Source organism: Sorangium sp. So ce385 (assembly GCF_051474135.1).
In the GTDB taxonomy this organism is placed as follows: Bacteria; Myxococcota_A; Polyangia; order Polyangiales; family Polyangiaceae; genus Sorangium; species Sorangium cellulosum_D.
The window spans coordinates 3,148,304-3,169,455 of record NZ_CP150337.1 but is presented as its reverse complement, the minus strand read 5'-3'; the positions used below and the strand labels follow the sequence as shown (position 1 = coordinate 3,169,455).

At 73.4% G+C, this 21,152-nt stretch carries 18 protein-coding genes; 14 read left to right on the top strand and 4 right to left on the bottom strand.

Translation table 11 applies throughout. The annotated features are described in order from the left end of the window. Window positions 1-61: 61 nt before the first annotated feature. The 4 genes from bla (at window position 62) to WME83_RS11885 (ending at window position 5,201) form a co-directional block, all read left to right on the top strand. Window positions 62-1,048, top strand: coding sequence for a class A beta-lactamase (gene bla / locus WME83_RS11900; RefSeq protein WP_437319393.1), 987 nt, complete (start codon window positions 62-64; stop codon window positions 1,046-1,048). 78 nt (window positions 1,049-1,126) lie between these two features. Then, complete coding sequence (locus WME83_RS11895) at window positions 1,127-3,670, top strand: hypothetical protein (protein ID WP_437319392.1); 2,544 nt, start codon at window positions 1,127-1,129, stop codon at window positions 3,668-3,670. Beyond that, a complete protein-coding gene (locus WME83_RS11890; RefSeq protein ID WP_437319391.1) occupies window positions 3,667-4,227 on the top strand; it encodes a hypothetical protein in 561 nt (186 codons plus the stop codon). Before WME83_RS11895 ends, WME83_RS11890 begins: the two co-directional genes overlap by 4 nt. After that, window positions 4,224-5,201 (top strand): HTTM domain-containing protein, encoded by a 978-nt coding sequence (locus WME83_RS11885; protein WP_437319390.1) that lies wholly within the window; start codon window positions 4,224-4,226, stop codon window positions 5,199-5,201. The genes WME83_RS11890 and WME83_RS11885 overlap by 4 nt, the downstream gene beginning before the upstream one ends. Here WME83_RS11885 and WME83_RS11880 read toward each other — a convergent pair. Beyond that, on the bottom strand, window positions 5,153-5,374 hold the full coding sequence (locus WME83_RS11880) for a hypothetical protein (RefSeq protein ID WP_437319389.1): 222 nt from the start codon (window positions 5,372-5,374) through the stop codon (window positions 5,153-5,155). The two genes, WME83_RS11885 and WME83_RS11880, sit on opposite strands and share 49 nt — an antisense overlap. A 343-nt stretch (window positions 5,375-5,717) precedes the next feature. Here WME83_RS11880 and WME83_RS11875 point away from each other — a divergent pair, with 343 nt between their 5' ends. Further along, on the top strand, window positions 5,718-6,101 hold the full coding sequence (locus WME83_RS11875) for a hypothetical protein (protein ID WP_437319388.1): 384 nt from the start codon (window positions 5,718-5,720) through the stop codon (window positions 6,099-6,101). A 107-nt stretch (window positions 6,102-6,208) separates the two neighbouring features. Continuing rightward, window positions 6,209-6,622: a hypothetical protein gene (locus tag WME83_RS11870; protein ID WP_437319387.1), complete on the top strand. Its 414-nt coding sequence runs from the start codon at window positions 6,209-6,211 to the stop codon at window positions 6,620-6,622. 192 nt (window positions 6,623-6,814) lie between these two features. Here WME83_RS11870 and fbaA read toward each other — a convergent pair whose 3' ends face one another. Beyond that, window positions 6,815-7,888, bottom strand: a complete 1,074-nt coding sequence (fbaA, locus tag WME83_RS11865) for a class II fructose-bisphosphate aldolase (protein WP_437319386.1) — start codon at window positions 7,886-7,888, stop codon at window positions 6,815-6,817. A 361-nt stretch (window positions 7,889-8,249) separates the two neighbouring features. Here fbaA and WME83_RS11860 point away from each other — a divergent pair, with 361 nt between their 5' ends. Beyond that, window positions 8,250-11,903: a glycoside hydrolase family 97 catalytic domain-containing protein gene (locus tag WME83_RS11860; protein WP_437319385.1), complete on the top strand. Its 3,654-nt coding sequence runs from the start codon at window positions 8,250-8,252 to the stop codon at window positions 11,901-11,903. 48 nt (window positions 11,904-11,951) lie between these two features. Continuing rightward, window positions 11,952-12,362, top strand: a complete 411-nt coding sequence (locus tag WME83_RS11855; protein ID WP_437319384.1) for a nuclease A inhibitor family protein — start codon at window positions 11,952-11,954, stop codon at window positions 12,360-12,362. A 19-nt stretch (window positions 12,363-12,381) separates the two neighbouring features. On the opposite strand, the gene WME83_RS11850 is transcribed toward WME83_RS11855, so the two are convergent. Both WME83_RS11850 and WME83_RS11845 read right to left on the bottom strand, forming a co-directional pair. Further along, entirely contained in the window at window positions 12,382-13,392 is a 1,011-nt protein-coding gene (locus WME83_RS11850; protein ID WP_437319383.1) for a DNA/RNA non-specific endonuclease, read from the bottom strand. A gap of 189 nt (window positions 13,393-13,581) precedes the next feature. Continuing rightward, window positions 13,582-14,475: a hypothetical protein gene (locus WME83_RS11845; RefSeq protein ID WP_437319382.1), complete on the bottom strand. Its 894-nt coding sequence runs from the start codon at window positions 14,473-14,475 to the stop codon at window positions 13,582-13,584. Window positions 14,476-14,782: 307 nt separating this feature from the next. Here WME83_RS11845 and WME83_RS11840 point away from each other — a divergent pair, with 307 nt between their 5' ends. The 6 genes from WME83_RS11840 to WME83_RS11815 all read left to right on the top strand — a co-directional run bounded on the left by WME83_RS11840 (window position 14,783) and on the right by WME83_RS11815 (window position 21,107). Continuing rightward, window positions 14,783-16,708: a TonB-dependent receptor plug domain-containing protein gene (locus WME83_RS11840; RefSeq protein WP_437319381.1), complete on the top strand. Its 1,926-nt coding sequence runs from the start codon at window positions 14,783-14,785 to the stop codon at window positions 16,706-16,708. Next, window positions 16,705-17,070: a hypothetical protein gene (locus WME83_RS11835; RefSeq protein ID WP_437319380.1), complete on the top strand. Its 366-nt coding sequence runs from the start codon at window positions 16,705-16,707 to the stop codon at window positions 17,068-17,070. The genes WME83_RS11840 and WME83_RS11835 overlap by 4 nt, the downstream gene beginning before the upstream one ends. Before the next feature lie 661 nt (window positions 17,071-17,731). Continuing rightward, window positions 17,732-18,733, top strand: coding sequence for an alpha/beta hydrolase (locus WME83_RS11830; protein WP_437319379.1), 1,002 nt, complete (start codon window positions 17,732-17,734; stop codon window positions 18,731-18,733). Window positions 18,734-18,929: 196 nt separating this feature from the next. Further along, entirely contained in the window at window positions 18,930-19,226 is a 297-nt protein-coding gene (locus WME83_RS11825) for a DUF2288 domain-containing protein (RefSeq protein WP_437319378.1), read from the top strand. Window positions 19,227-19,315: 89 nt separating this feature from the next. Then, on the top strand, window positions 19,316-20,197 hold the full coding sequence (locus WME83_RS11820; RefSeq protein WP_437319377.1) for a DUF6544 family protein: 882 nt from the start codon (window positions 19,316-19,318) through the stop codon (window positions 20,195-20,197). Window positions 20,198-20,210: 13 nt separating this feature from the next. Beyond that, a complete protein-coding gene (locus WME83_RS11815; protein WP_437319376.1) occupies window positions 20,211-21,107 on the top strand; it encodes a WGR domain-containing protein in 897 nt (298 codons plus the stop codon). Window positions 21,108-21,152: the final 45 nt, after the last annotated feature.

Below are 21,152 nucleotides of genomic sequence, written 5' to 3'. Positions count from 1 at the left end.
GCCGGACCTCTTCCTCTCCGCTCGGGAATGAGATTCGCTCCGCGGGCGTACGGCAGCCCGCATGCAAGACCACCCTCGATCCTCACGCCGCGGCTTTCTCGGTGGAGCCGCCTCCGTCCTTCTCCTCGGCTGCGCAGGAGCACAGCAGCCGCAACCGGCCGGCGCCCAGACCTCGAGCGGGGCCCCAGCGACCACGCCCCCGGCGGCCGCGAGCGCGCAGGCCGCCGCTTCACCAGCGGCCTCGCCCGGGCCGGGCGCGCAGGCCGCGCCGGCCCTCGCGCGCATCGAGGCGCAGGTCGGCGGCCGCATCGGCGTGGCCGCCCTCGACACGGCGACCGGCGCGCGCGTCGGTCACCGCGCCGCCGAGCGCTTCGCGATGTGCTCCACCTTCAAGGCGCTCCTCGCGGCGTGCGTCCTCGCGCGCGCCGACCAGGGCCAGCTCAAGCTGGATCACCGCGTCACCTACCGTGAGTCCGATCTGCTCGAGCACGCGCCGGTGACGCGCGCCCACCTCGCGCAGGGCAGCCTGACCGTCGAGGAGCTCTGCGCCGCCATCGTCGAGATCAGCGACAACACGGCCGCCAATCTGCTCCTCGCGCAGATCGGCGGCCCCGCCGGCCTCACCGCCTACCTCCGCGGCCTCGGCGACGAGGTGACGCGCCTCGATCGCAACGAGCCGGCCCTCAACGAGAACGTGGCCGGCGATCTCCGCGACACGACGACCCCCGACGCCATGACCGATACGCTTCGAGCCATCCTGGTCGGCGATCGCGCGCTCCAGCGGGCGTCGCGCGAGCGCCTCGCCTCGTGGATGGTCCGGGCGACCACCGGCCTCGCCCGCCTCCGGGCGGGCCTGCCGAAGGACTGGGTCGTCGGCGACAAGACCGGGACCGGCAACGGCATCGCGAACGACGTCGCGGTCGCGTGGCCCCCGTCGCGCGCTCCGATCGTGATCGCGAGCTTCGTCGACGCGCCGTCGGCGAGCGCCGACGCGCGGAACGCCGCGCACGCCGACGTCGCCCGCGTCGTCGCCGAGGCGTTCGGCTGAGCCGGCGCCCCCCTGCGCCGCCGTCGATCCACGGCGGCGATCGTGCGCGCCGGACGTCGTGATAAGCGTCGCCGCACCATGCAGGCGCCCGACACCGACCCCTCCGCGCCCTCGGAGCCGCTCCGCGACAGCGCTCCGCCGTCCCCCCCGATGGCGGCCGCCCCCCTCGCGGACTCCCCCCCGGCCGCGCCCGCCGACCGCGGCGCCGCCCCCGCGCCCGCCGACCGCGGCGCCGCCCCCGCGCCCGCCACCCTCGCCCCCGCCGCCCTCGCGCCCTCCACGCCCCGCCGCTGGGCCGTCGGGCTCCTCAGCGCCCTCCACGCCCCCGTCTTCGCGTGGGCCGCGCTCTCCCTCCCCTTCCGGCCGTGGACGCTCTTCGCCGTGGCCACCGCCGCGCTCGCGCTGCTCCACGCCGCCACCGCCGCGCTCTCGCTCCTCCCCCACCCCCTCGCGCCGCGCGCCTTCCGCGCGACGTCGTTCGCCTCGCTCGGCTACCTCGCCTTCCTGAGCTACGGGCTCCTCTCCTCGGCCGTCTACGTCGCCTCGCTGAACCGCGGCCTCGGCACCGGCATCGCCGCGGCGCTGCTCGCGGTCTGGGCGGTCGTCGCGCTCCTCACGCTGCCGTTCGCCTGCTGGGGCGTCGCCTCGACCGGCGGCCTCCGCCTGCTCCGCCCGGAGCGCCGGCCCACGCCCGCGCTCGCCGCGCTCGCCGCGCTGGCGCTCCTCGCCGCGATCTCGCTGCTCTTCCGCCACCGGGTCGCCAAGGCCGACGTCCTGCCCGTGCCGGGGGGCGCGCCGTCGCGCACCGGGGCGGCGCTGCGCGAGGCGCTCGCGTCCTTCGACGCGCTCCCCGCGCCGCCGGCCAAGGCGCCGTCGCTCATGACCACGGCGCCCGCCACGTGCGCCGCGCCCCCGGAGCCCGGCCGGCCCACCCTCGTCGTCACCCACCTCGCCCGCGCGGAGGACCCCCAGCGCGCCGCCGCCGTCACCCGCTGCCTCCAGCCCGCGCCCGGCGACGACCTCGCGGCGGCGCTGCGCGGCGCGCTCGCCGAGGCGCTGCGCGGCCCCCTCAAGATCGACGTGGTCTCGGCCGTGCAGCCGCTCGCGTCGCCGGGGCCGGGCCTCGTCGGCCTCGCGCTCCGCCCCGGGCTCGACGGCCTCTGCCTCGCGGAGCGGTGCCTCATGCCGTGGCAGCTCATCGCGACCGACGCCTTCAACACGAACGCGCCGCTCGCCGGCGTCCCCGACTTCCGCTTCGGCGTGGACCTCGCCGTCCTGCGCCGCGCCCTCGGCGAGCCCGAGCCGCCCGGCGGCCGCGGCCCCCGAGGCCCCGACGAGGCCGCGCTGCGCCGCGGCCTCGCGCGGATCGAGACGCTGAGCTACGCGGTCGACGCCGAGGGCGCGCTCCACCTCCTCTCCCGGATCGGCGAGCCGTCGGTGCCGCTCACCGAGGCGACCGCCCAGCGGGCGGCGGCCGCGGCCCAGCGCTACATCCTCGGCGCGCAGCGGAAGGACGGCATGTTCCGCTACATCGTCGATCCGTTCACCGGGCGCGCCTCGTTCGACGGGTTCTCGATCGCGCGCCAGGCCGGCACCACCCTCGCCCTGTGCGAGCTCGGCGGCGGCGAGGGCGGCGCGCCGGGGCGGCCGGAGCTCAGGAAGGTGGTGCAGCGCTCGCTCGGGCTGCTCGCGAAGCTGGAGCGCAAGGGCGGCGAGGGCGGCGCCGTCGGCGCGCTCTTCTACCCCGCGGACACCCCCGGGATGGTCGCGAACCTCAACCCCACGGCGCTCAGCCTCGTCGCGTTCCTCTCGTGCCGCGACGTCGTCGGCGATGGGCACGACGCGCTCATCGGGCGGCTCGCCCGCATGGTGCTCGCGACGCAGCGGGACGACGGCGGCTTCGCGCCGCAGCTCGACCTCGCGCGCGTCGCGCCGATCCTGGGCCCGATGCAGCTCTACGAGGGCGGCCAGTCGGTGCTCGCGCTCACGCTGCTCGAGGCGCTCGCCGCCCGCGACCCGCGGCCCGAGCTCCCGCCCGCGGCCGAGGTGCGCGCCGCCGTCGACCGGGCCATGGACTACTACGCGAACCGCTACTGGGACCATTTCGCCAGCGATTTTGTGTACATGGAAGAGAACTGGCACTGCCTCGCGGCGCGCGCGGCGCTCGCCCACCACCGCCGGGACGACTACGAGCGGTTCTGCCTCGACTACGTGGCGTTCAAGTCGCGGCTCGTGCTCGACGAGGACAGCGACGTGGCGCCCGATCTCGTGGGCGGGTATGGGTTCGGCAACGTGCTGCCGCCGCACAACACGTCGACGGCCGGGTTCGGCGAGGCGCTGGCCGGGGCGATGGCGGTGAAGGAGGCGCGCGGCGAGGATCTCGCGCGGGAGCGGGCGCTCATGGAGCGGGTGCTCGGGTTCCTGGTGCGGCAGCAGTGGTCGCCGGCGACGTGCTTCGCCTGCAGCCGCGACGTGATCGTCGAGGGGGGCTTCAGCGAGAGCATGGCGTCTCCCCGGATCCGCATCGACTACGTGCAGCACGCCTGGGCCGCGCTCGGCCACGGGGGCCGGATGCTGGGGCTCGTGCCGGGGCGGACCGCGCCGGCGGCGGGGCCGCTGTGAGCGCGGGCGCCGGCGGTCAGGACGCGGCGGGCGCGGCCGTGGCCGGTGACCCCGCGGCGGGCGCGGCCGTGGGCGGCGGCGCCCGCCCAGGCGGCGGCCCTCGCCTGAGCGAGCGCAAGGGCTACGCGTACGGCGTGACCGCGGGGCTCGTGCTCCTCATGCTCGCCCCGCTGTTCCGCCGGCCTCCGGTCGACAGCTTCCCGCTGTCGACCTACCCGATGTTCTCGTGGGGTCGCCACGACGCGCGCACCACGGTGGAGCGCGCCGTCGGCGTGGACTCCCGGGGCGAGCGGCGGCCGATCCCGCCGCGCCTCGTGGGCAGCGAGGAGGTGCTGCAGGCCAAGGCCACGCTGGCGCAGAGCATCCGCCAGGGCGCCCGCGCGGCGCGCGCCCTGTGCCGCGGCGTCGCGGCGCGCGTCGCGGAGGACGATCGCTACGCGGACGTCGTCGCGGTCGAGATCCGGACCGACACCTTCGACGCCGTGGCGTTCTTCGATGGGCACGAGACACCGATCGACTCGAAGCTCCACGCGACCTGCAAGGTGGGCGCGCGATGAGGCGGCTCCTCGACCGGCTCGACCGCGGCTTCTTCGCCGAGGCGCCCGCCGAGCGGCTCGCGCTCTTGCGGCTCCTCGTCGGCGCCTTCGCCCTCGTGTACCTCTGCGCCCGCGCGGTGCACCTCCAGCGGGTGGGCCACCTGCCGCCGGAGAGCTTCAGGCCGATCGGCGTGGTCTCGCTGCTGTCCGCGCCGCTCCCCCTCTGGGCGGTGCGGGGCCTCATCGGCGCGGCGATCGCGGCGGGCGCGGCCTTCGTGGCCGGCTACCGGTTCCGCGTCGCCGGCCCGCTCTTCAGCGCGCTGCTGCTCTGGGTCCTGACCTACCGGAACTCCTGGGGCATGGTGTTCCACACCGAGAACCTGCTCGTGCTCCACGTCATCGCGCTGAGCCTCGGGGCGTCGGCCGACGCGCTCTCGCTCGACGCGCGGGCCGCCCGGCGCGCGGGCGCCGCCCCGCCCGCGCCGGACGGCCGCTATGGCTGGCCGATCCGGCTGTTCTGCGCGATCACGGTGGCTTCGTACTTCATCGCGGGCGTGACCAAGCTCCGGAACAGCGGCCTCGACTGGGCGTTCAGCGACATCCTCCGCAACTACGTCGCTTACGACAACGTGCGAAAGCTCGCGCTCGGCGACACGCACTCCCCGCTCGGCGGCGCGCTGGTCCGCTACCGGTTCCTGTTCCCGCCGCTCGCGCTCGCGAGCCTGGCGATGGAGCTCGGCGCGCCGCTCGCGCTGTTCAGCCGGCGCATCGCGGTCGTCTTCTGCGGCGCCGCGTGGCTCTTCCACCTCGGCGTGCTGCTGACCATGGCGATCCTGTTCCCCTATCCGCTACTCGGGATCGCGTTCGCGGGGTTCTTCGAGCTGGAGAAGATGCGCGATCTGCGGCGCCCGCGCCGCGCCTCGATGCGCGTCGGCCCCTCGCGCCGCTACGCGCCTTCGCCCGGCGCGTCGTCGGACGGCTCGCACACGACATAGATCTTCTTCCCGCTCGGATGGATCGCGAGCGTCGCGTAGCGCTCGCACGCGAGGCACGCCCGCACGTCGATCGTCTCCTCTCGCCGCGGGCAGCGCACCTGTTGCGGCTCCACGCCGCCCCCCTCGATTTCGAGCCACGCCAGCTTCTCCGGTGCATCCAGACGACGGGTCATCGTGACCTCCTCCCGCGGCCCTCGGCCGATGAGAGGGGTTTTGCAATCGACGATCCGCGCGAGGGCGCGCCGCGGCACGGGCGCGACGAGCCGTCCGGGCCGTCGTCCGAGCGCGCCCCCTGCCGCGGATCCCGCGTCCCTCCGCGCCGCTCCTCCGACCCGCGGGTGCGCAGCCGGCGGGCCGAGCGGCTCGGTCGTCACGCCGCGGCGCACGCCCTGCGCTGGAGGGCGCACGGCGTGCACCGGCGACGAGCGCCGCTCGCCGCGCCTGGGCGCACACGCCGGCGCTCCCGATGGCGTGCCGCTTGCTGCGTCGTACACGCAGCGTTCGGAGGGGGTCACGATGGCAGCAGACTGGCTGATCGAGCTGCTGGCGGCTGCCGGCGGCGTTGGGGGGGTGGTCGTCGCGACGAGACGCCTGCTCGCCCGGCGCCATCACCGCGCCTCGGACGTCACCCTCGTCTGCCCGCGGACCGGCACCCCGGTGCGGTGCCGGATGCTCGCCGACGCGCGCTCGGGGGAGCTCGTCGAGGTCGCGCGGTGCTCGCGGTTACCCGGCGGGCAGCCCGCGTGCGATCAGGACTGCGTGAAGCTCCTCAACCTGGGCATCCGCCTCTCGCCGGTCGATCCCGCGCGCAGCGGCCCCTCGCCGGTCGATCCCGCGCGCAGCGGCGAGCGCGCCGACGCGGGCGACCCCGGCGACCCGCCCCGCCCTCCGGCGCCCTGACGCGCACCGCATGCGCCGACGCGCAATCCGTGCATCTCCCCGCGCGCGGGCAGCCGTCCTCGCCGGGGAGCCGTCATGGGCACATCGCGTGCTCTCGGCCGGGGATCATGGCTTTCCAGACCCAGACGATCACGACCCGCTCCTCTGGCAATCTGCCGATCGCGCTCCTCCTCCTCGGGGGCGGCGCCCTCCTCTGGATCCGCGCGGCCCTGCGCACCCCGAGCGCGCTGGCGCTGCTCCCCGGCGCCGACGGGTGCCTGACCGCCGGGATCGTCGGCGTGCTGCTCGCGCTGCTGCACGGCGTCCCGTACCGGACAGCGCTCGTCTCGATCGCGGCCCCGCTCGTCCTCGTGCAGGTGATCGCCAGCGAGCTCGCGGGGTCGTCCTTCCTCCCCGCGCTCGGGATCGAGCTCACCGCCCTCGGCCTCTTCGGCCTGCCGCTCTCCCGGCTGCCCCGCCGCCACACCGCCGCGTCACGCCCCGTCCGCTCGCTGCGCGAGGCGCACCCGTCGCCCTCCTAAGCCCGCAGAGGACCGGCAGCGCCGCCGGAACGAGCGCTCTCTCGCGACGCGCACGCCGAGGTCGCGCCGACGTCGGCGCGCGACGAGCGACTCGGTTGCAGTCCCGCCTCGCCGGGGCTCGCCCGGCGATCCGCCGGCGGCCCGGGCGGCGCGGGCCCCGCCCGGGCGGGCGGGGCCCCTCGCCGCCGCGGATCAGAACTCGAACTTGTCGAACGAGTTCAGGTCCTTGAACGCCTCGACGAGGCGCGCGGCCAGGCCCTTCTCGCCGAGGTGGAGCCAGCCGCGCGGGTCGATGTACTTCTTGTTGGGCTTGTCCTCGCCCTCGGGGTTGCCGAGCTGCGACTTCAGGTAGGCGCCCTTGTCATCCATGTACTTCTTGATGGGCTGCGTGAAGGCCCACTGCGTGTCCGTGTCGATGTTCATCTTGATGACACCGTAGGACACCGCCTCGCGGATCTCCTCGGGCGACGAGCCGGAGCCGCCGTGGAACACGAAGTCGACAGGCTTCGCGCCCGTCTTGCGCTCCTTCTGGATCGCGTCCTGGGAGTTCTTCAGGATGGGCGGCCGGAGCTGCACGTTGCCCGGCTTGTAGACGCCGTGCGTGTTGCCGAACGACGCGGCGACCGTGAAGTTGCCGATCGGCTTCAGCGCGTCGTAGGCCGCGAGGACCTCGGCCGGCTGGGTGTACAGCTTGGCGTTGTCGATGCCGCTGTTGTCGACGCCGTCCTCCTCGCCGCCCGTGACGCCGAGCTCGATCTCGAGGGTCATCTTGATGGCGGCCATCTGCCGCAGGTACTTCTGGCAGATCTCGAGGTTCTCGTGGAGCGGCTCCTCGGAGAGGTCGAGCATGTGCGAGGAGAACAGGGGCTCTCCGTTCTTCTCGAAGAACTTCTTGCCGTGCTCGAGCATGCCGTCGACCCACGGGAGGAGCTTCTTCGCGGCGTGGTCCGTGTGCAGGACGACCGGCACGCCGTACGCCTCGGCCAGGTTCCGCACGTAGTGGGCGCCCGCGACCGCGCCCGCGATGGCGGCCTTCTCGCCCTTGTTGTCCAGGAACTTGCCGGCGAAGAAGTGGGCGCCGCCGTTCGAGAACTGGATGATGACGGGGCTCTTGGCCTCCCGCGCCGCCTGGAGCGCGGCGACCGTGCTGTGCGAGCCGATCACGTTCACGGCCGGCAGCGCGCACTCGACGCTCTTCATGTACTCGAACAGCTCCTGAAGAGCGGAGCCAGTGATCACACCGGGCTTGAGCTTCATCTTGGACATGGCACCTTGAATCCTTGTTCCTTGCTCGGGTTGCGCTGAGCATGCAACGCGAGGGCGGAAAGCGGAAGGGTGGATCGGATCCCCAGGGCGGGCGCGTCCCGGTACCATCGCCGAAGCCCCGGGAGCAAGCGGATTCTCCCGTGCGGCAGCGCGCGGACGAGGAGCGTTGCGTCACCGCGGCGACGGCGAGGGACGAAGCGGCTTCGAAACCTTCCTGAGATGTCAAGCGCAACCGGCGCTCGTGGCCACCGCCCGATCCCTTGCCGATAAAAATCTTTTCATTTCAACAAGTTACCATCGACTCAGGGGACGGCTCGCGATTGACGCCGCCGGGGAGGTGGGCCATGCCGGACGCACGCCCATGACCATCGAATGCGCAACGATCGCGAAAAGGATTCGCACTCGGGTCGCCTGGCTCGGCCTGGTTGCGTCGCTCGTCCCCCTGGCGGCCGGCTGTGGTGATGACGAGCACAATCAACCCAGCGGCACCGGAGGCGGACAGAGCGCCGGCGGAGGCGGCCAGGGCGGCGATGGTGGCTTTGGCGGCGGTCAGGGAGGCCGCGGCGGCCTTGGCGGCGAGGGTGGCAGTGGCGGCGGCCAGGCGGGCAGCGGCGGCCGGGGCGGCGAAGGCGGCCTCGGTGGCAGCGGTGGTCTCGGCGGCAGCGGCGGCTCGGGCGGCGCAGGCGGCCTCGGCGGCAGCGGTGGCCTCGGCGGCAGCGGCGGCCTCGGTGGCAGCGGCGGTCTCGGTGGCAGCGGCGGCCTCGGTGGCGAGGGCGGCGGCGAGCCGGGCGACGAGCATCGGGTCACGTCTCCCGGCGGCGAGATCGTCGTCACGTTCGACGTTCAGGGCGGAGTCCCCGTCTATTCGGTCGAGCGCGCGGGCAGGGCCATCCTCGCCGACTCCGCGCTCGGCCTCGCCCTCGGCGAGTTCGGGCCGCTCGGCCGCGGCGCGCGCGTCACCGGCGCCGATCGGCGGACCGTGGACTCGACATGGAATCCGGTGTGGGGCGCCGCGTCCGAGGTTCGTGAGCATTACAACGAGCTCACGGTCCACCTGGCGTCGAGCGCGCCGGAGATGCGCCTCGACGTCGTGTTCCGCGTCTTCGACGACGGGCTGGGCCTCCGGTACGTCATCCCCGCGCAGGAGGGCCTCGGCGAGCTCGCCGTCACCTCCGAGGACACCGAGTTTCGCTTCGCCTCGGACGGCACCGCCTGGTGGACGCGCGCGGACTTCGAGGGCGACGAGTCGCTGTACAACCGCGGCGCGCTCAGCGCCGTCGAGAACGCCAATACGCCGTTGACGGTCCAGCTGGCGGAGGACCTCTACGTGGCCTTGCACGAGGCCGATCTCGACGACTACGCCGCCATGACCCTGGAGGCGCTGCCGGGCGCGCCCCACGCGTTCCGGAGCGCGCTCGTGCCGGCGCAGAGCGGCGCGGAGAGCTCCGCCGTCAAGGCGCGGATCACGCTGCCCTTCGAGACGCCGTGGCGCACCCTGACCATCGGCACCGGCGCCGGGCGCCTCCTGGAGTCGCACCTGATCCTCAACCTCAACGATCCGTGCGCCATCTGCGACGGCGACCTGTCGTGGTTGCGGCCAGGCAAGTACATGGGCGTCTGGTGGGAGATCCACAAAGGCCTGTCGACCTGGGAGCCGGGCGAGCACGTCGCCGCCACGACCGAGAACACGCAGCGCTACATGGACTTCGCGGGCGACCACGGCATCCCGTACGTCCTCGCCGAGGGCTGGAACCGGGGCTGGGACGGCAGCTGGACCGACATGGATTACACCGCGTCGAACGACCGCTTCGACCTCGAGGAGGTCGTCGCCTACGGGGCGGCGCGCGGGGTCGGCTTCGTCGCGCACATGGAGACCGGCGCCAACGTCGACGGCTTCGAGGCCCAGCTGGACGAGGCGTTCGGGCTCTACGAGTCGCTCGGCATCCACGCCGTCAAGACAGGATACGTCGGGAGCATCCCGGGCCATCACCACTACAGCCAGCGGATGGTGAACCATTATGCCGAGGTGGCGAGGCGCGCCGCGGACCACAAGATCATGGTCGACGCGCACGAGCCCATCAAGCCGACCGGGGAGGAGCGCACGTATCCCAACTTCATGACCCGCGAGGGGGTGCGCGGCATGGAGTACGAGGCCTGGAGCGACGGCAACCCCGCCTCGCACACGCTGACCGTGCCCTTCACCCGCATGCTCGGGGGCCCGGTCGACTACAACCCTGGCATCTTCGACGTCCTCTGGGCGCCGGAGAAGATCCCCGAGAGCCCCTTCGCCGGGAACCCGCCCGCCCGGGTGCACACGACGCGCGCGCACCAGCTCGCCCTCTACGTCATCCTGCTCAGCGGGCTCCAGATGGTGACCGACGTCCCCGAGCACTACGAGGGGCAGCCCGAGTTCGCCTTCATCGAGCAGGTCCCGGTGACCTGGGACGAGACCCGCGTGCTGAACGCCGCGATCGGCGAGCACACGACCGTCGCGCGCCGGAGCGGGGGCGACTGGTACCTCGGGAGCGGCACGGACAGCACCCCCCGCGCGCTCCGGATCCCGCTCGACTTCCTCGGTGAGGGGACGTTCGTCGCCGAGACGTACACGGACGACGCCGAGGCCGACTACGACGCGCGCCCGGCCCTGGTCGCCCGGAGCCGGTTCCTGGTCAGGCCCGCCGACACGCTGGTCGCGGCCATGGAGGCCGGCGGCGGCCAGGCGGTCCGCCTCCGCCCGGCGACCGCCGAGGACACGGCGAGCCTCGAGGATTACCGGGAGCCGCGCTACGTGGTCGAGGACGTGGCCCTGCCGGCCGTGGCCGTGGAGGGCGACGTCGTCGCGGTGACCGCCGAGGTGACCAACCTGGGCAACCTCGTCGGCGGCGACACGGTCGGCCTCATCGTGGGCGGCGCGCCGGTCGACGCGCGCTTCGTGCGGATCAACGCCGACGCGACGGCGACGGTCGCGTTCGAGATCCGGCTCTCCGGGCGCGGGCCGGTCAGCGTGGCCGTGGGCGACGCCGCGCCCGTGACCGTGACGGTGATCCCGCGGGACGAGGCGCCCCCGGCGCCGGGAGACCTGCGCGTCACGGGCGCGAGCGCCGCCTCGATCGACCTGGCCTGGGGGGCCGTGCCCGGGGCGGTCGCGTACCGCGTCTACCGGCACCTCCCCGGCGGGCTCTACGGCGACACCCCGCACGCCGAGGTGGACGGCGCGCTCACGACGTTCACGGACGCAGGGCTGACCGCCGACCAGACCTACTTCTACATCGTCCGCGCCGTGCACGCGGACGGCAGCGAGTCGCCGGCGTCGAACGAGATCGTGCAGGCGGCGACGCCCCGCCCGGTGGCCGTCACGTTCCGCGTCTGGGCCCCGCCGGAGACGCCCGCTCTGGACACGATCTACGTGCCCGGCAGCATCGGCGCGCTCGGCCCGTGGAACCCGGGGCTGGTACCGATGACGCGCGTGGGCGGCGGGATCTGGGAGACCACGGTCGAGATCCCCGAGGGGACCGAGCTCCAGTACAAGTACGCGCGCGGCACCTGGGATCGCGTGGAGTGGTGGGGGCGCATCACCGGGGTCACGAACCGCGCCGTGTCGATCCCGCTCGGCGGCGGCCCCCAGGTCGTCGACAACACCTCCACGGCGTGGGACGACGGCGCGCTCCCCGACGTCGACAAGGGGGTCCGCTCCTGGCGGGATCCGCTCGTGTCCGGCACGGCGCCCGCGGACGGCGACGTCGTCGCGGCGGCGCCCGCGATCGAGGTCGGCTTCGCGCACGACATCGATCCGCAGGGCGCGGGCGGCTACGAGGGCTCGGTGCAGGTGGCGCGCGACGGCGAGCCGGTCGCGGGCGCGGTGGTCGAGGCCGCGCCGGGCCGCCTGGTCTTCACGCCGGCCGAGCCGCTCGCGCCGGGCGCCTACGAGGTGGTGGTCTCCGACGTGAGGAGCGCGCTCGGCGTGGACGGCGTGCCGATGCAGGCGCCGTACGCCTTCGGCTTCACGGTAGAATAGCCCCCGCGGCGAGCCCGCCCTCGCCGCGCCGCCCCTCCGGAGATCCGCATGCAGGCCGATTCAGCGTCGCCCGAAGAGCTCCTCGCCTCCCTGGGGGAGGCCGCGCAGCACCTGCTGTTCCCCAGCGAGTCCGATCACCCGCTGGAGCCGTTCCGGTCGCGCGGGGACGCGTCGTCGCCGGCCGCGCTGCGCGCGGCCGAGGGCCTCGCCGCCGAGACGCCGGTCGAGGTCACGACCCTCGACGACTTCTTCGCGCCCGTCCTCGATCCGCCCGCCGAGGCCGGCGAGGCGGCGCAGGCCGACGCCGGGCGGTACCAGCAGCTCGCCGATCTCCTCGAGCGCCACCTGGCCGATCTCCGCGTCTACCGCGTGGGGCGCGTGGACATCGACGCCTACGTCGTCGGCCGCCACCCGTCGGGCGCGTGGCTCGGGCTCAAGACCAGGGTCGTCGAGACGTGATCGACGGAGGGCGCGCCGCTCAGCGGCCGCCTTCGGGCCCGTCGTCGGTGCGCGCCTCGAGCGCGCGCTGCACCGCCTCGGGCAGGGCGGTCAGGAGGTCGTAGCCCGCGCGCCGCTCGATCTCGTCCACCGTCGTGCGGTACTGCCCCCAGCCCTGGTCCAGGATCCCCGCCTCGTTCGGCATCACCGCCGCGATGACGCGCGTCGCCGGCCCGATGTCGTCCGGCCCTTGCCCCGGCTCGAGGACCACGGCGACCTTGAAGAACGCGTCCGGCACGGCGACGCCCTTGCCGATGGTGTCCGGGCGCGCGCGCCCGTCGAAGAGGCCGCCGGCGATCACGAACAGCGCCCGCCGCTGCTTCTGCGCGAGCTCCTGGCACGCCTCCTCGAGCCGGAGCCACGGGCCGGCGTTGAGGTCGTGCCGCTGCGGCAGGATGTTCGTGAGGAGGAACGTCGCCTTGTTGTCGTCGGGCGTCCGCGTCCGCTCCTCGGAGCGGACCATGTGGCCGCGATCGAAGCCGGAGCCGGTGTAGTCGTCGTGCTGCACGCGGTACCAGCCGTCCGGCAGCGCCGCGTCGGCGAGGAACTTGCCCCGGTGGCGTGGCGCGTCGCCGAACGACGCCGCGTCGAGCCGCCAGCTGACCCAGTTCGCCACGTTCCTGGAGCGGTTGTAGGAGAGGGCGTACTGGGGCTTGATCATCAGGTGATCGTCGGACGCCGCGGCCTCGGCCCGGGCGGCCTGCGCCCCGGTGCGGGCCGGCACGCCGAGCTCGAGGTGGACGCTCTGCGCCGGCGGGCGCGGCGAGGGCGCGCCCTTCGTCGGAGCGCCCTTCGGCGGCGAGGGGCTGCTGGATCGGCCGGACGACGGCGACGGCCGGGAGGGCCGGTCCTCGCCGCGGCCCAGGCCGAGCTCCTCGAGCCCGCGCTCCAGGCCGCACTTGACCCCCGCCGCGCTGAGCCCGGCGACGGCGAGCGCGACGAGCGCCCGCGAACTCCAGGGCCTCTTGCTTTGCTTCCTCTTCGAACCCACGTCGCCGCCGTGAGCTTATCTACGGGAGAGCCGAGGGGGTCGTCCACCCGGAAACGGCCTCAGCCCCCGCTCCTGCCGCGAGCTGGCCCCTCGCCCCGAAGGCTCCGGACCGCATCGCCTCCTGCGGACACGCTCCGCGCGTGGCGCGTGCGGGTCCACGCCCGGCCCTTCGCCCTGGAGGGACCGGGACTACGGCGTGAGGAATGTCGTGAGCACGTTGTACCTGGGGTTGCCGCCGATGGTACAGCTATTGAAGTGGTTGCTGGGGGTGGTCCCGTCGGTGGGCGGAGGCGCCACGGCACAGATGGAGTCGCACGCGCCGACGATGTTGATCGCGCCGCATTGCTGGACAGCGCTCCCGCCCGCGAGGTGACCGGCCGCGCAGTCCCGCTGCAGCTGCCGCGCGCGGGTGACCCCGGTTGACGAGTAGCAGGCTTGCACATAGGGCGTCGGGCTGAACAGGTTCCCCCAGAACGCGCCCTCTCTCATCGAGTACTGCTGGCGCTCGGTGGGCGTCGAGCTCGTCTTGCTGTGAGGGCCCCGCGAGGAGATCACCACCGAGACGCCGTACCAGTTCGTCCTCGAGGCGAGGCAGGCGGTGACCCACTCCTTCTGATAGTCGTCGGACAGCGCCTGGTATGCCCACCACGGCGCGAACCCGAGATCGCCGCGGTACGTCTCCTGGTGGACGACCCCGCCGCTGTCGGTCCACGAGAACGAGAACGTCTGGTCCGGCGTCAGCGCGCAGCTCACGACGTAGCGAAGGAGAGAACGCGACAGCGTCCCGTTCGTCCCGGTGTCCCGGATGGCCGAGAGCGCGTTCGGGCTCAGCGCGTTCGGGCTCAGCGCGTTCGGACTCAGCGCGTTCGGGCTCAGCGCGTTCGGGCTCAGCGCGTTCGGGCTCAGCGCGTTGGCGAGCATGCCGTTTCCGTTCTCGAGCGCGCTCTCGGCCTCTCCGACGAGCTCGTCCAGCTCGTCGACAGCGAGCCCGTCCCGCGCGTCGACCTCCGCTCCGATGCAGGCAGCAGTGACCAGAGGTAGGGCGAGGAATGGAATGGTTCGCTTGCAGGAAGAGAGTACCATAGCCCTCCTTGGGCGATGAGACCCAGCACCTCATACCGAGTTGCAACGGGGCTCAACCTATCATTTTGCAGCGACTCCGTATGCCTGTTTCATGAGTGCTTCCAACGATTTCCGCAAGGGCGAGCAACCGAGCACACCGACGCATCGCGCAAAGAGGCGAGGTAGCGTGATGTGGCGTGATGAGGCCGCTCTCGCGCGTCGCCGGCGTTGCGCGAGCGCGGCCGTTGCGGCGCTGGGCGCCCTCGCCGCGCTGGGCGCGGCCAAGGCGGCGGCGCAGTCCGCTGAACAGGCGCCCGCCGATGTGGTGATGCCGTCTCCGCGCGGCCCTACGGAGCCGCCCTATCCGCCCGGCGAGGCGGGCGACGCGGCCGTGGTGCTCCGCATCACCGTGCGCGCCGACGGAACGGTCAGCGAGGCCGAGGCGGTGGAGGGCACGGAGCCGTTCGCGAGCGCAGCCGCGCGCGCGGCGCCGTCGTGGCGGTTCGAGCCCGCGCGCCGCGGCGGGCAGCCCATCGGCGCGCGCATCCTGTTCCGCGTGGCGTTCCGCGACCCTCGCCCGGCCGCGCCGGCCGAGCCTCCGCCGGCCGCCGCGGGGCCGCTGTTGCCCCTGGCGAGCCCCGCGCCGCCCCCGCCGCCTCCGCCGCCGCAGGCCATCGACGTCGTGGTCGTGGGCGAGCGCGCGGCGCCGATGACGACCTCGATGACCCGCGAGGAGGTGCGCCAGATGCCGGGCGCGTTCGGCGACCCGTTCCGCGCGGTCGAGGCGATGCCCGGGGTGACGCCCATCGCCTCCGGCGTGCCGTATTTCTTCGTGCGCGGCGCGCCGCCCGGCAACGTCGGCTACTTCGTCGACGGCGTGCGCGTCCCGCTGCTCTACCACGTCGCGCTCGGCCCCAGCGTGATCCACCCGGCGCTCGTCGAGCGGGTCGATCTCTACCCCGGCGGCTTCCCGGCGCGCTTCGGGCGCTACACGGGCGGCGTCATCGCCGGCGAGACGAGGGAGCCGTCGCGCCTGTTCCACGGCGAGGCCAACGTCCGGCTGTTCGACGCCGGCGTCCTCGTCGAGGCGCCCTGGGCAGACGGCCGCGGCACCGCGCTCGTCGGCGGCCGCTACGCCTACCCGGGCGCGCTCCTCTCGCTCTTCTCGCCCGGCGTGGAGCTCGGGTACTGGGACTACCAGGTGCGCGCCACCTACGATTTGTCGCCGTACGATCGGGTCGGGCTCTTCGCCTTCGGGTCGCACGACTACCTCGCCGAGATCGAGGACGACGGGGAGACCGACGTGGTGCTCGCCGGCGACTTCCACCGGCTCGACCTGCGCTACGACCGGTTCTTCCGCCGGGGCGGCCGCCTGCGGCACGCCGTCACGCTCGGCTACGAGCAGAGCTCGAACCAGGACGGGGAGCGGGCCGGGAGCACGCGCCTCCTCGGCGCGCGCGTGGAGCTGTCCGCGCCCGCCTCGGAGCACCTCACCGTGCGCGCCGGCGCCGACGCGCAGCTCGAGCGCTTCGACATCGACATCCGCGAGAACGACGGCGATTTCCCGAGCCGGAACGACCGGGCGCTCGCGCGCCTGTTCACGACCCGGGAGGACCTCGCCGCCGGGCTCTGGGCCGACGTCGTCGTGCGCCCCGTGCCCGGGCTCGAGATCGTGCCGGGCATGCGCGGCGACTTCTTCTCCTCGGGCGGCGAGACCGCGGCGACGGTGGATCCGCGCCTCGCCACGCGGCTGCAGGCCACGCGGAGCGTCGCCCTGCTGAGCGCCTTCGGCGTGACCCACCAGCCGCCGAGCTTCCTCGGCGCCGTGCCGGGCCTCCAGATCGGCGGCCTGCGGGGCGGCGTGCAGACCGGGCTGCTCGCGAGCGCCGGCGTCGAGCTCCGGCTCCCCGAGGGGATCAAGGCGACGACACCGCGTTCCGGAGCGGGTTCTTCGACCTCAGCGACGCCCTCGGCAACCGGCTGCCCGGCACCGACATCGGCCTCGCGCAGCGGGCGGAGCTGCGCGGCACCGGCAGCACCCATGGGCTGGAGATCCACGCGCATCGCAGCCTGTCGAAGCGGGTCGGCGGGTTCGTGTCCTACACGCTCTCGCGCTCGGTCCGCCACGTCGGCCGCGAGACGTTCGACTCGGCCTTCGACCGCCGGCACGTGCTCAACGCGGCCGCCGCGGTCGATCTGGGCCGCGGCTGGAAGCTCGGGGGCCGGGCGGTGTTCTACAGCGGCCTTCCGATGACGCTCGACTACGATCTCTGGGGGAACGACGCCCTGAACGGGCAGCGACCCGAGGACGGTGAGGATCGCCCCGACACCGAGGAAGACATCCGCCGGCGCGAGCGGCTGCGCGCGCAGATCGCTCGGTACGTACGAGGGCTGAACCTGCCAGAGCGGCTGCCGGCGTTCTTCCGGCTGGATCTACGGCTCGAGAAGCGGTGGGTGCTCAGGGAGGGACGAACCATCTCGCTCACGGTCGAGGCGCTCAACGCGACGGCCGGCAAAGAGACGCTGCAATACGAGTGCTCGCTCCTGCGCGGCTGCGAGCCGGAGGAGCTCGGGCCCATCGTCATCCCGAGCCTCGGCGTCGAAGCGAGCTTCTGAGCGGCATCGACCTTGCCCCCTACGCGGCTGCGCGGGAGCGCGGCCACGCGGCTGCGCGGCGCGCTTCCGCGGAGCGCCCGCGTCGAGGTCGAGGCTCCCCGGAATCGCCCGTTCGGGCTGGGTCACCGAAGGGCGAGGCGACGGAGTGCAGTACGGCCGCGAAAATCGCATACCAGCGCATCACCCCGGAATCACGCGGTGACGGCGGCGGCTGGCCACGACGGATGGCGAAAAACCTTGAAGCATAGCAGTAAAATTATCGCCAGTACAGCAACCGAAACGGGGACGTGGGCTCCGACATCTGCAGGGAATGGGCATCCGCGCCGTCCGCGGACGCAAATCATTGCGGCAAAACGCAATGATCGACGCACGACCAACGCAACGATCAACGCAACGACCCGTGCGGCGTCTGCGCCGCGCCACGGTACCGCCGGGTCCAGCGGTTCACACGGACGTCGCCCCCGAGACGAAACTCATTAAGAAATGTGTTTGAGGGCAGCGCGAGCAGGGCTCGTGAGCTATCTTGGTGGATCAGACGTTTTATGGTCCGGTGTTTGCGAGCCTTGCGAGGTGGAGTTGGAGCTGAGAGACCACGGGACATCGCACCGCGAGAGACGTTGCCTCACCTCCCATCACCTTCCGCAACCATGAGGGTCGATCGATGAATTTGTATTCCCGCACACTCAGCACGGTTCTCTTCTCGGCGGCGCTCGCGGCCACCTCTGTCCCCGCGGGCCAGGCCGAGGCGTCGTCGTCGAGCCGGCACACCAAGGTCGAGCGCCTGGTGTTCCCGGTGACCCTCTCCGACGGCAACACGTACGAGGTCGTGGGCTACCTCTACTATCGCGACCACTACAAGTATCGCCCGCTTCAGGTGCTCGTCCACGGGCTCACCTACACGCACGAGTACTGGGACATCCCGTCGATCGGCGGACGCGACTATTCCTATGCCCGGCACATGGCCAAGGAGGGATACGCCGTCCTGGCGCTCGACATGCTCGGGGCCGGGGAGAGCAGCCGGCCGGACGGCGACTTCCTCGACCTGGCCGAGACGGCCGAGAGCGTGCATCAGGTCCTCACCGAGATGCGCACCCGCGGCGGGGTCTTCAAGACGCCCTTCAATCGCATCGCGCTCGTCGGCCACTCGAACGGCGCCATCATCAGCACGTACGTTCAGAGCACGTACAACGACGCGGACGTCCTCGTGAACACCGGCCTCACGTTCACGCCGCACCCGATCCCCGTCTCCCCGGAGGCGATCTCCGCGCTGCTGCAGACGCCCTATATCGCGATCCCGCCGGAGATCCGCTCCGACATCTTCTACGACGCGGCGAACGCGGACCCCGCGCTGATCGCCTTCGACAACGCCAACATCGCCGACACGTACACGCGCGGGCAGTTCCTGAGCCTCCTCGCCGTCTCCGAGGACCCCTCGCTCTCCGGCATCCACGGCGTGACGAGCCCGGTGCTCATCCAGTTCGGGGAGACGGACGAGCTGCAGCCGGCGTCGTACGTGGACTCCGACGCGGCGCTCTACACGAGCGCCGCGCGCGTGACGAAGGCGATCGTCCCCGACACGGGCCACATCCTCAACGGCCACCGCGGCACGCCGATCGGCTGGGAGCAGATCGACTGCTGGATTCACCACAACATGGGCTGGTAGCCCTCGAGGAGAGCCCGGTCGCGGCCGCCGGCGCTGCGCTGCCCAGCGCGGAGCGCGCGCGCCGCGGCGGGCGCGTCGCCGTCCCTTCCCCTGCCCGCGAGCCGCCCCCTCCGCGGCGCGGCGCCCGCGAGGCGCCCCGCCGGCCGCGGCGCCTTGCCGGCTTGGCGGCCGCCGCCGGGGCTCTATGCTGCCCCCCATGCGCGAACAGCTCGCCAAGACGCTCGGGGAGGTCTTCTGGACCGATCTCCGCGCCCACGCGGCCCGCGACGGTGTCATCCTCGTCGCGGCCGACCTCGACCTCCTGGACGTCGGCGAGGCCGTCGCCGCGAACGACGCCGCCAAGGTCCAGGCCTGGATCGCCGCCGGCAAGCTGACCAAGCCCACGGCCGAAGATCTCGCGCGCTGGCCGCTCCAGCTCGATCTGCGGTTCCTGTCGCTCGTGGTCGCGCCGTTCGTGCTGGTGCGACGGCCGGCCTCTCCGCCGCCGTCCTGAGGCGCCCGGGCGACCCCTCTGTGGGGCGACCGCGCGGCCTCGCGACCGGCACGGGTCCTGCTCGGACGCCTCCCCGAGGAGGCCCTCCCGTGGAAAACGAACGTACGTCCAGCAGCCCATCGACCGCAGGCCTTGCGCCTTCGCGCAGCATGCGCGCGAAGTTCCTCCGCGAGGTCGCAGAAGCCGGCCTCGCGGGCGATCCGGGGCCGCGCGCGCGCGTCACCGAGGCCGAGCTCGCCGCGCTCCCCGCGACGGCGCAGCGCTACCTGCGCTTCATGAGGGTCGTCGGCCGGCCGCGCGTGTGGTCGTTCCGCGCGCGGTGGACCGGCGTGTTCCGCGCGCGGCCGGACCAGCCGTGGAAGGCGTGCGAGGCGTGGCAGTACGATACGCGGCTCGGGATCGCGCGCATCTTCCACATGCGGCTGCGCTACGGCCTCATGCCGCTGCTCGTGCGCGACACATACGTGCGCGGCGAGGGCCGGATGCTCGGGCGCATGCTCGACACCATCAGCGTGGTCGACGAGGCCAGCGCCAAGATCGACACCGGCGAGCTCGTCACCTATTTGAACGACGCCATCCTGTTCGCGCCGTCGATGGTGCTCGGCCCCGAGACGACGTGGACGGCGGTCGACGACGGCTCCTTCGACGTGGCGCTCACCGATCACGGGAGGACCGTCACGGCGCGCGTGTTCGTCGACGAGCGCGGCGCCGTCACCGACTTCAGCACGACCGACCGCTACGTGAATGACCCCGACCCTCCAGGGGACATGGTGCAGGCGCGCTGGTCGACGCCCGTCGCGGGGTGGATGATCGTGGATGGCAGGCCGGTGGCGCGCGGGGGGACGGCGCTATGGCACTTCCCCACCAGGGACTTCGCCTATGCCACCTTCACGCTGGCCGACGGAGACATCGAGTTCGACGTCGCGCCCGCGCCTCCGGGCGCGGGGGCCCACGAGCGCGTGAGGGCGTGATAGCTTCGCCTCCATGCGCCGGTTCGAGTTCGTGCAGGGGACGAGCGCCAAGTTCTGGATGGCCGACGTGGACGACACGACGTTCGTCGTCGTCTACGGCCGGCTGGGCACCGCGGGGCAGCGCAAGGAGAAGGCGTTCCCCACCGCGGAGGCCGCGGCGCGCGAGTGCGAGAAGAAGATCGCGGAGAAGCTCCGCGAGGGTTACCAGGAGGTCGCCGCCCCCGCGGGCGGCGCGCCCGCCGGCAGCGCCCCGGCCAGCGGCGACAAGACCGCCCCGCCGCCGGCGAAGCTCGATCTGCCGCCGCGCGTGCGGCCCGGCCAGGCCACCGAGGCGCAGCGGAGGGCCGCCGTCCACGCGCTCTCCGCGCTCGCGGCCGCGCGCGGCCGGCGCAGCTGGGCCCTCGGGCGCGCCGTCCGCCGCGCCCGCCGCGCGCTCGAGCCGCTCGGCGGGGTCGACCCCGCGACCGACGCGGCGCTGTCGGCCGCGCTGGACACGCTCATGGCCCGCGTCGTCGCGCCGAGCGCGGCCGATCGGCTGCCGCTCGTCCGCGCGATCGAGCTGCTCTCGGAGCTCGACGCCGCCGCGTTCGCGCGCGCCGTGCGCGACACCTGGAAGGCGCCGCCCGCGACCTCGCCGGCCGCCGGCGCGCTCGCCGTCCTCGGGCGCCAGCTCGAGGAGCTCGGCGACCCGGAGCTCGGCCTCCGGCTCGGCGCGCTGCTCGTCGACCGGCCACACCACGGCTCGATGAGCGCCGAGGTAGGCTGGGCTCTCCGGTGGAAGGCGCTCTCGCCCTACCTCGCGGCGCACCTCGCCCAGCGCGGGCGATCGCTCGAGGAGTACCTGGCGGGCCTCGACGCGGGCAGCGACCCGCACCTCGCGCGGCGCATCGCCCGGATGCGCGCCGCGTGAGTCGACTCCGCTTGACCTGATCCGCAGGGCTCGCGATTCTCTCAG

What these genes read in the sequence shown, in the direction of transcription:
- bla (WP_437319393.1), top strand. Translation starts at nt 62, where the DNA reads ATGCAAGACCACCCTCGATCCTCACGCCGCGGCTTTCTCGGTGGAGCC.
- WME83_RS11895 (WP_437319392.1), top strand. Translation starts at nt 1,127, where the DNA reads ATGCAGGCGCCCGACACCGACCCCTCCGCGCCCTCGGAGCCGCTCCGC.
- WME83_RS11885 (WP_437319390.1), top strand. Translation starts at nt 4,224, where the DNA reads ATGAGGCGGCTCCTCGACCGGCTCGACCGCGGCTTCTTCGCCGAGGCG.
- WME83_RS11880 (WP_437319389.1), bottom strand. Translation starts at nt 5,374, where the DNA reads ATGACCCGTCGTCTGGATGCACCGGAGAAGCTGGCGTGGCTCGAAATC.
- WME83_RS11875 (WP_437319388.1), top strand. Translation starts at nt 5,718, where the DNA reads ATGGCAGCAGACTGGCTGATCGAGCTGCTGGCGGCTGCCGGCGGCGTT.
- WME83_RS11870 (WP_437319387.1), top strand. Translation starts at nt 6,209, where the DNA reads ATGGCTTTCCAGACCCAGACGATCACGACCCGCTCCTCTGGCAATCTG.
- fbaA (WP_437319386.1), bottom strand. Translation starts at nt 7,888, where the DNA reads ATGTCCAAGATGAAGCTCAAGCCCGGTGTGATCACTGGCTCCGCTCTT.
- WME83_RS11860 (WP_437319385.1), top strand. Translation starts at nt 8,250, where the DNA reads ATGACCATCGAATGCGCAACGATCGCGAAAAGGATTCGCACTCGGGTC.
- WME83_RS11855 (WP_437319384.1), top strand. Translation starts at nt 11,952, where the DNA reads ATGCAGGCCGATTCAGCGTCGCCCGAAGAGCTCCTCGCCTCCCTGGGG.
- WME83_RS11845 (WP_437319382.1), bottom strand. Translation starts at nt 14,475, where the DNA reads ATGGTACTCTCTTCCTGCAAGCGAACCATTCCATTCCTCGCCCTACCT.
- WME83_RS11840 (WP_437319381.1), top strand. Translation starts at nt 14,783, where the DNA reads ATGCCGTCTCCGCGCGGCCCTACGGAGCCGCCCTATCCGCCCGGCGAG.
- WME83_RS11835 (WP_437319380.1), top strand. Translation starts at nt 16,705, where the DNA reads ATGACGCTCGACTACGATCTCTGGGGGAACGACGCCCTGAACGGGCAG.
- WME83_RS11830 (WP_437319379.1), top strand. Translation starts at nt 17,732, where the DNA reads ATGAATTTGTATTCCCGCACACTCAGCACGGTTCTCTTCTCGGCGGCG.
- WME83_RS11825 (WP_437319378.1), top strand. Translation starts at nt 18,930, where the DNA reads ATGCGCGAACAGCTCGCCAAGACGCTCGGGGAGGTCTTCTGGACCGAT.
- WME83_RS11815 (WP_437319376.1), top strand. Translation starts at nt 20,211, where the DNA reads ATGCGCCGGTTCGAGTTCGTGCAGGGGACGAGCGCCAAGTTCTGGATG.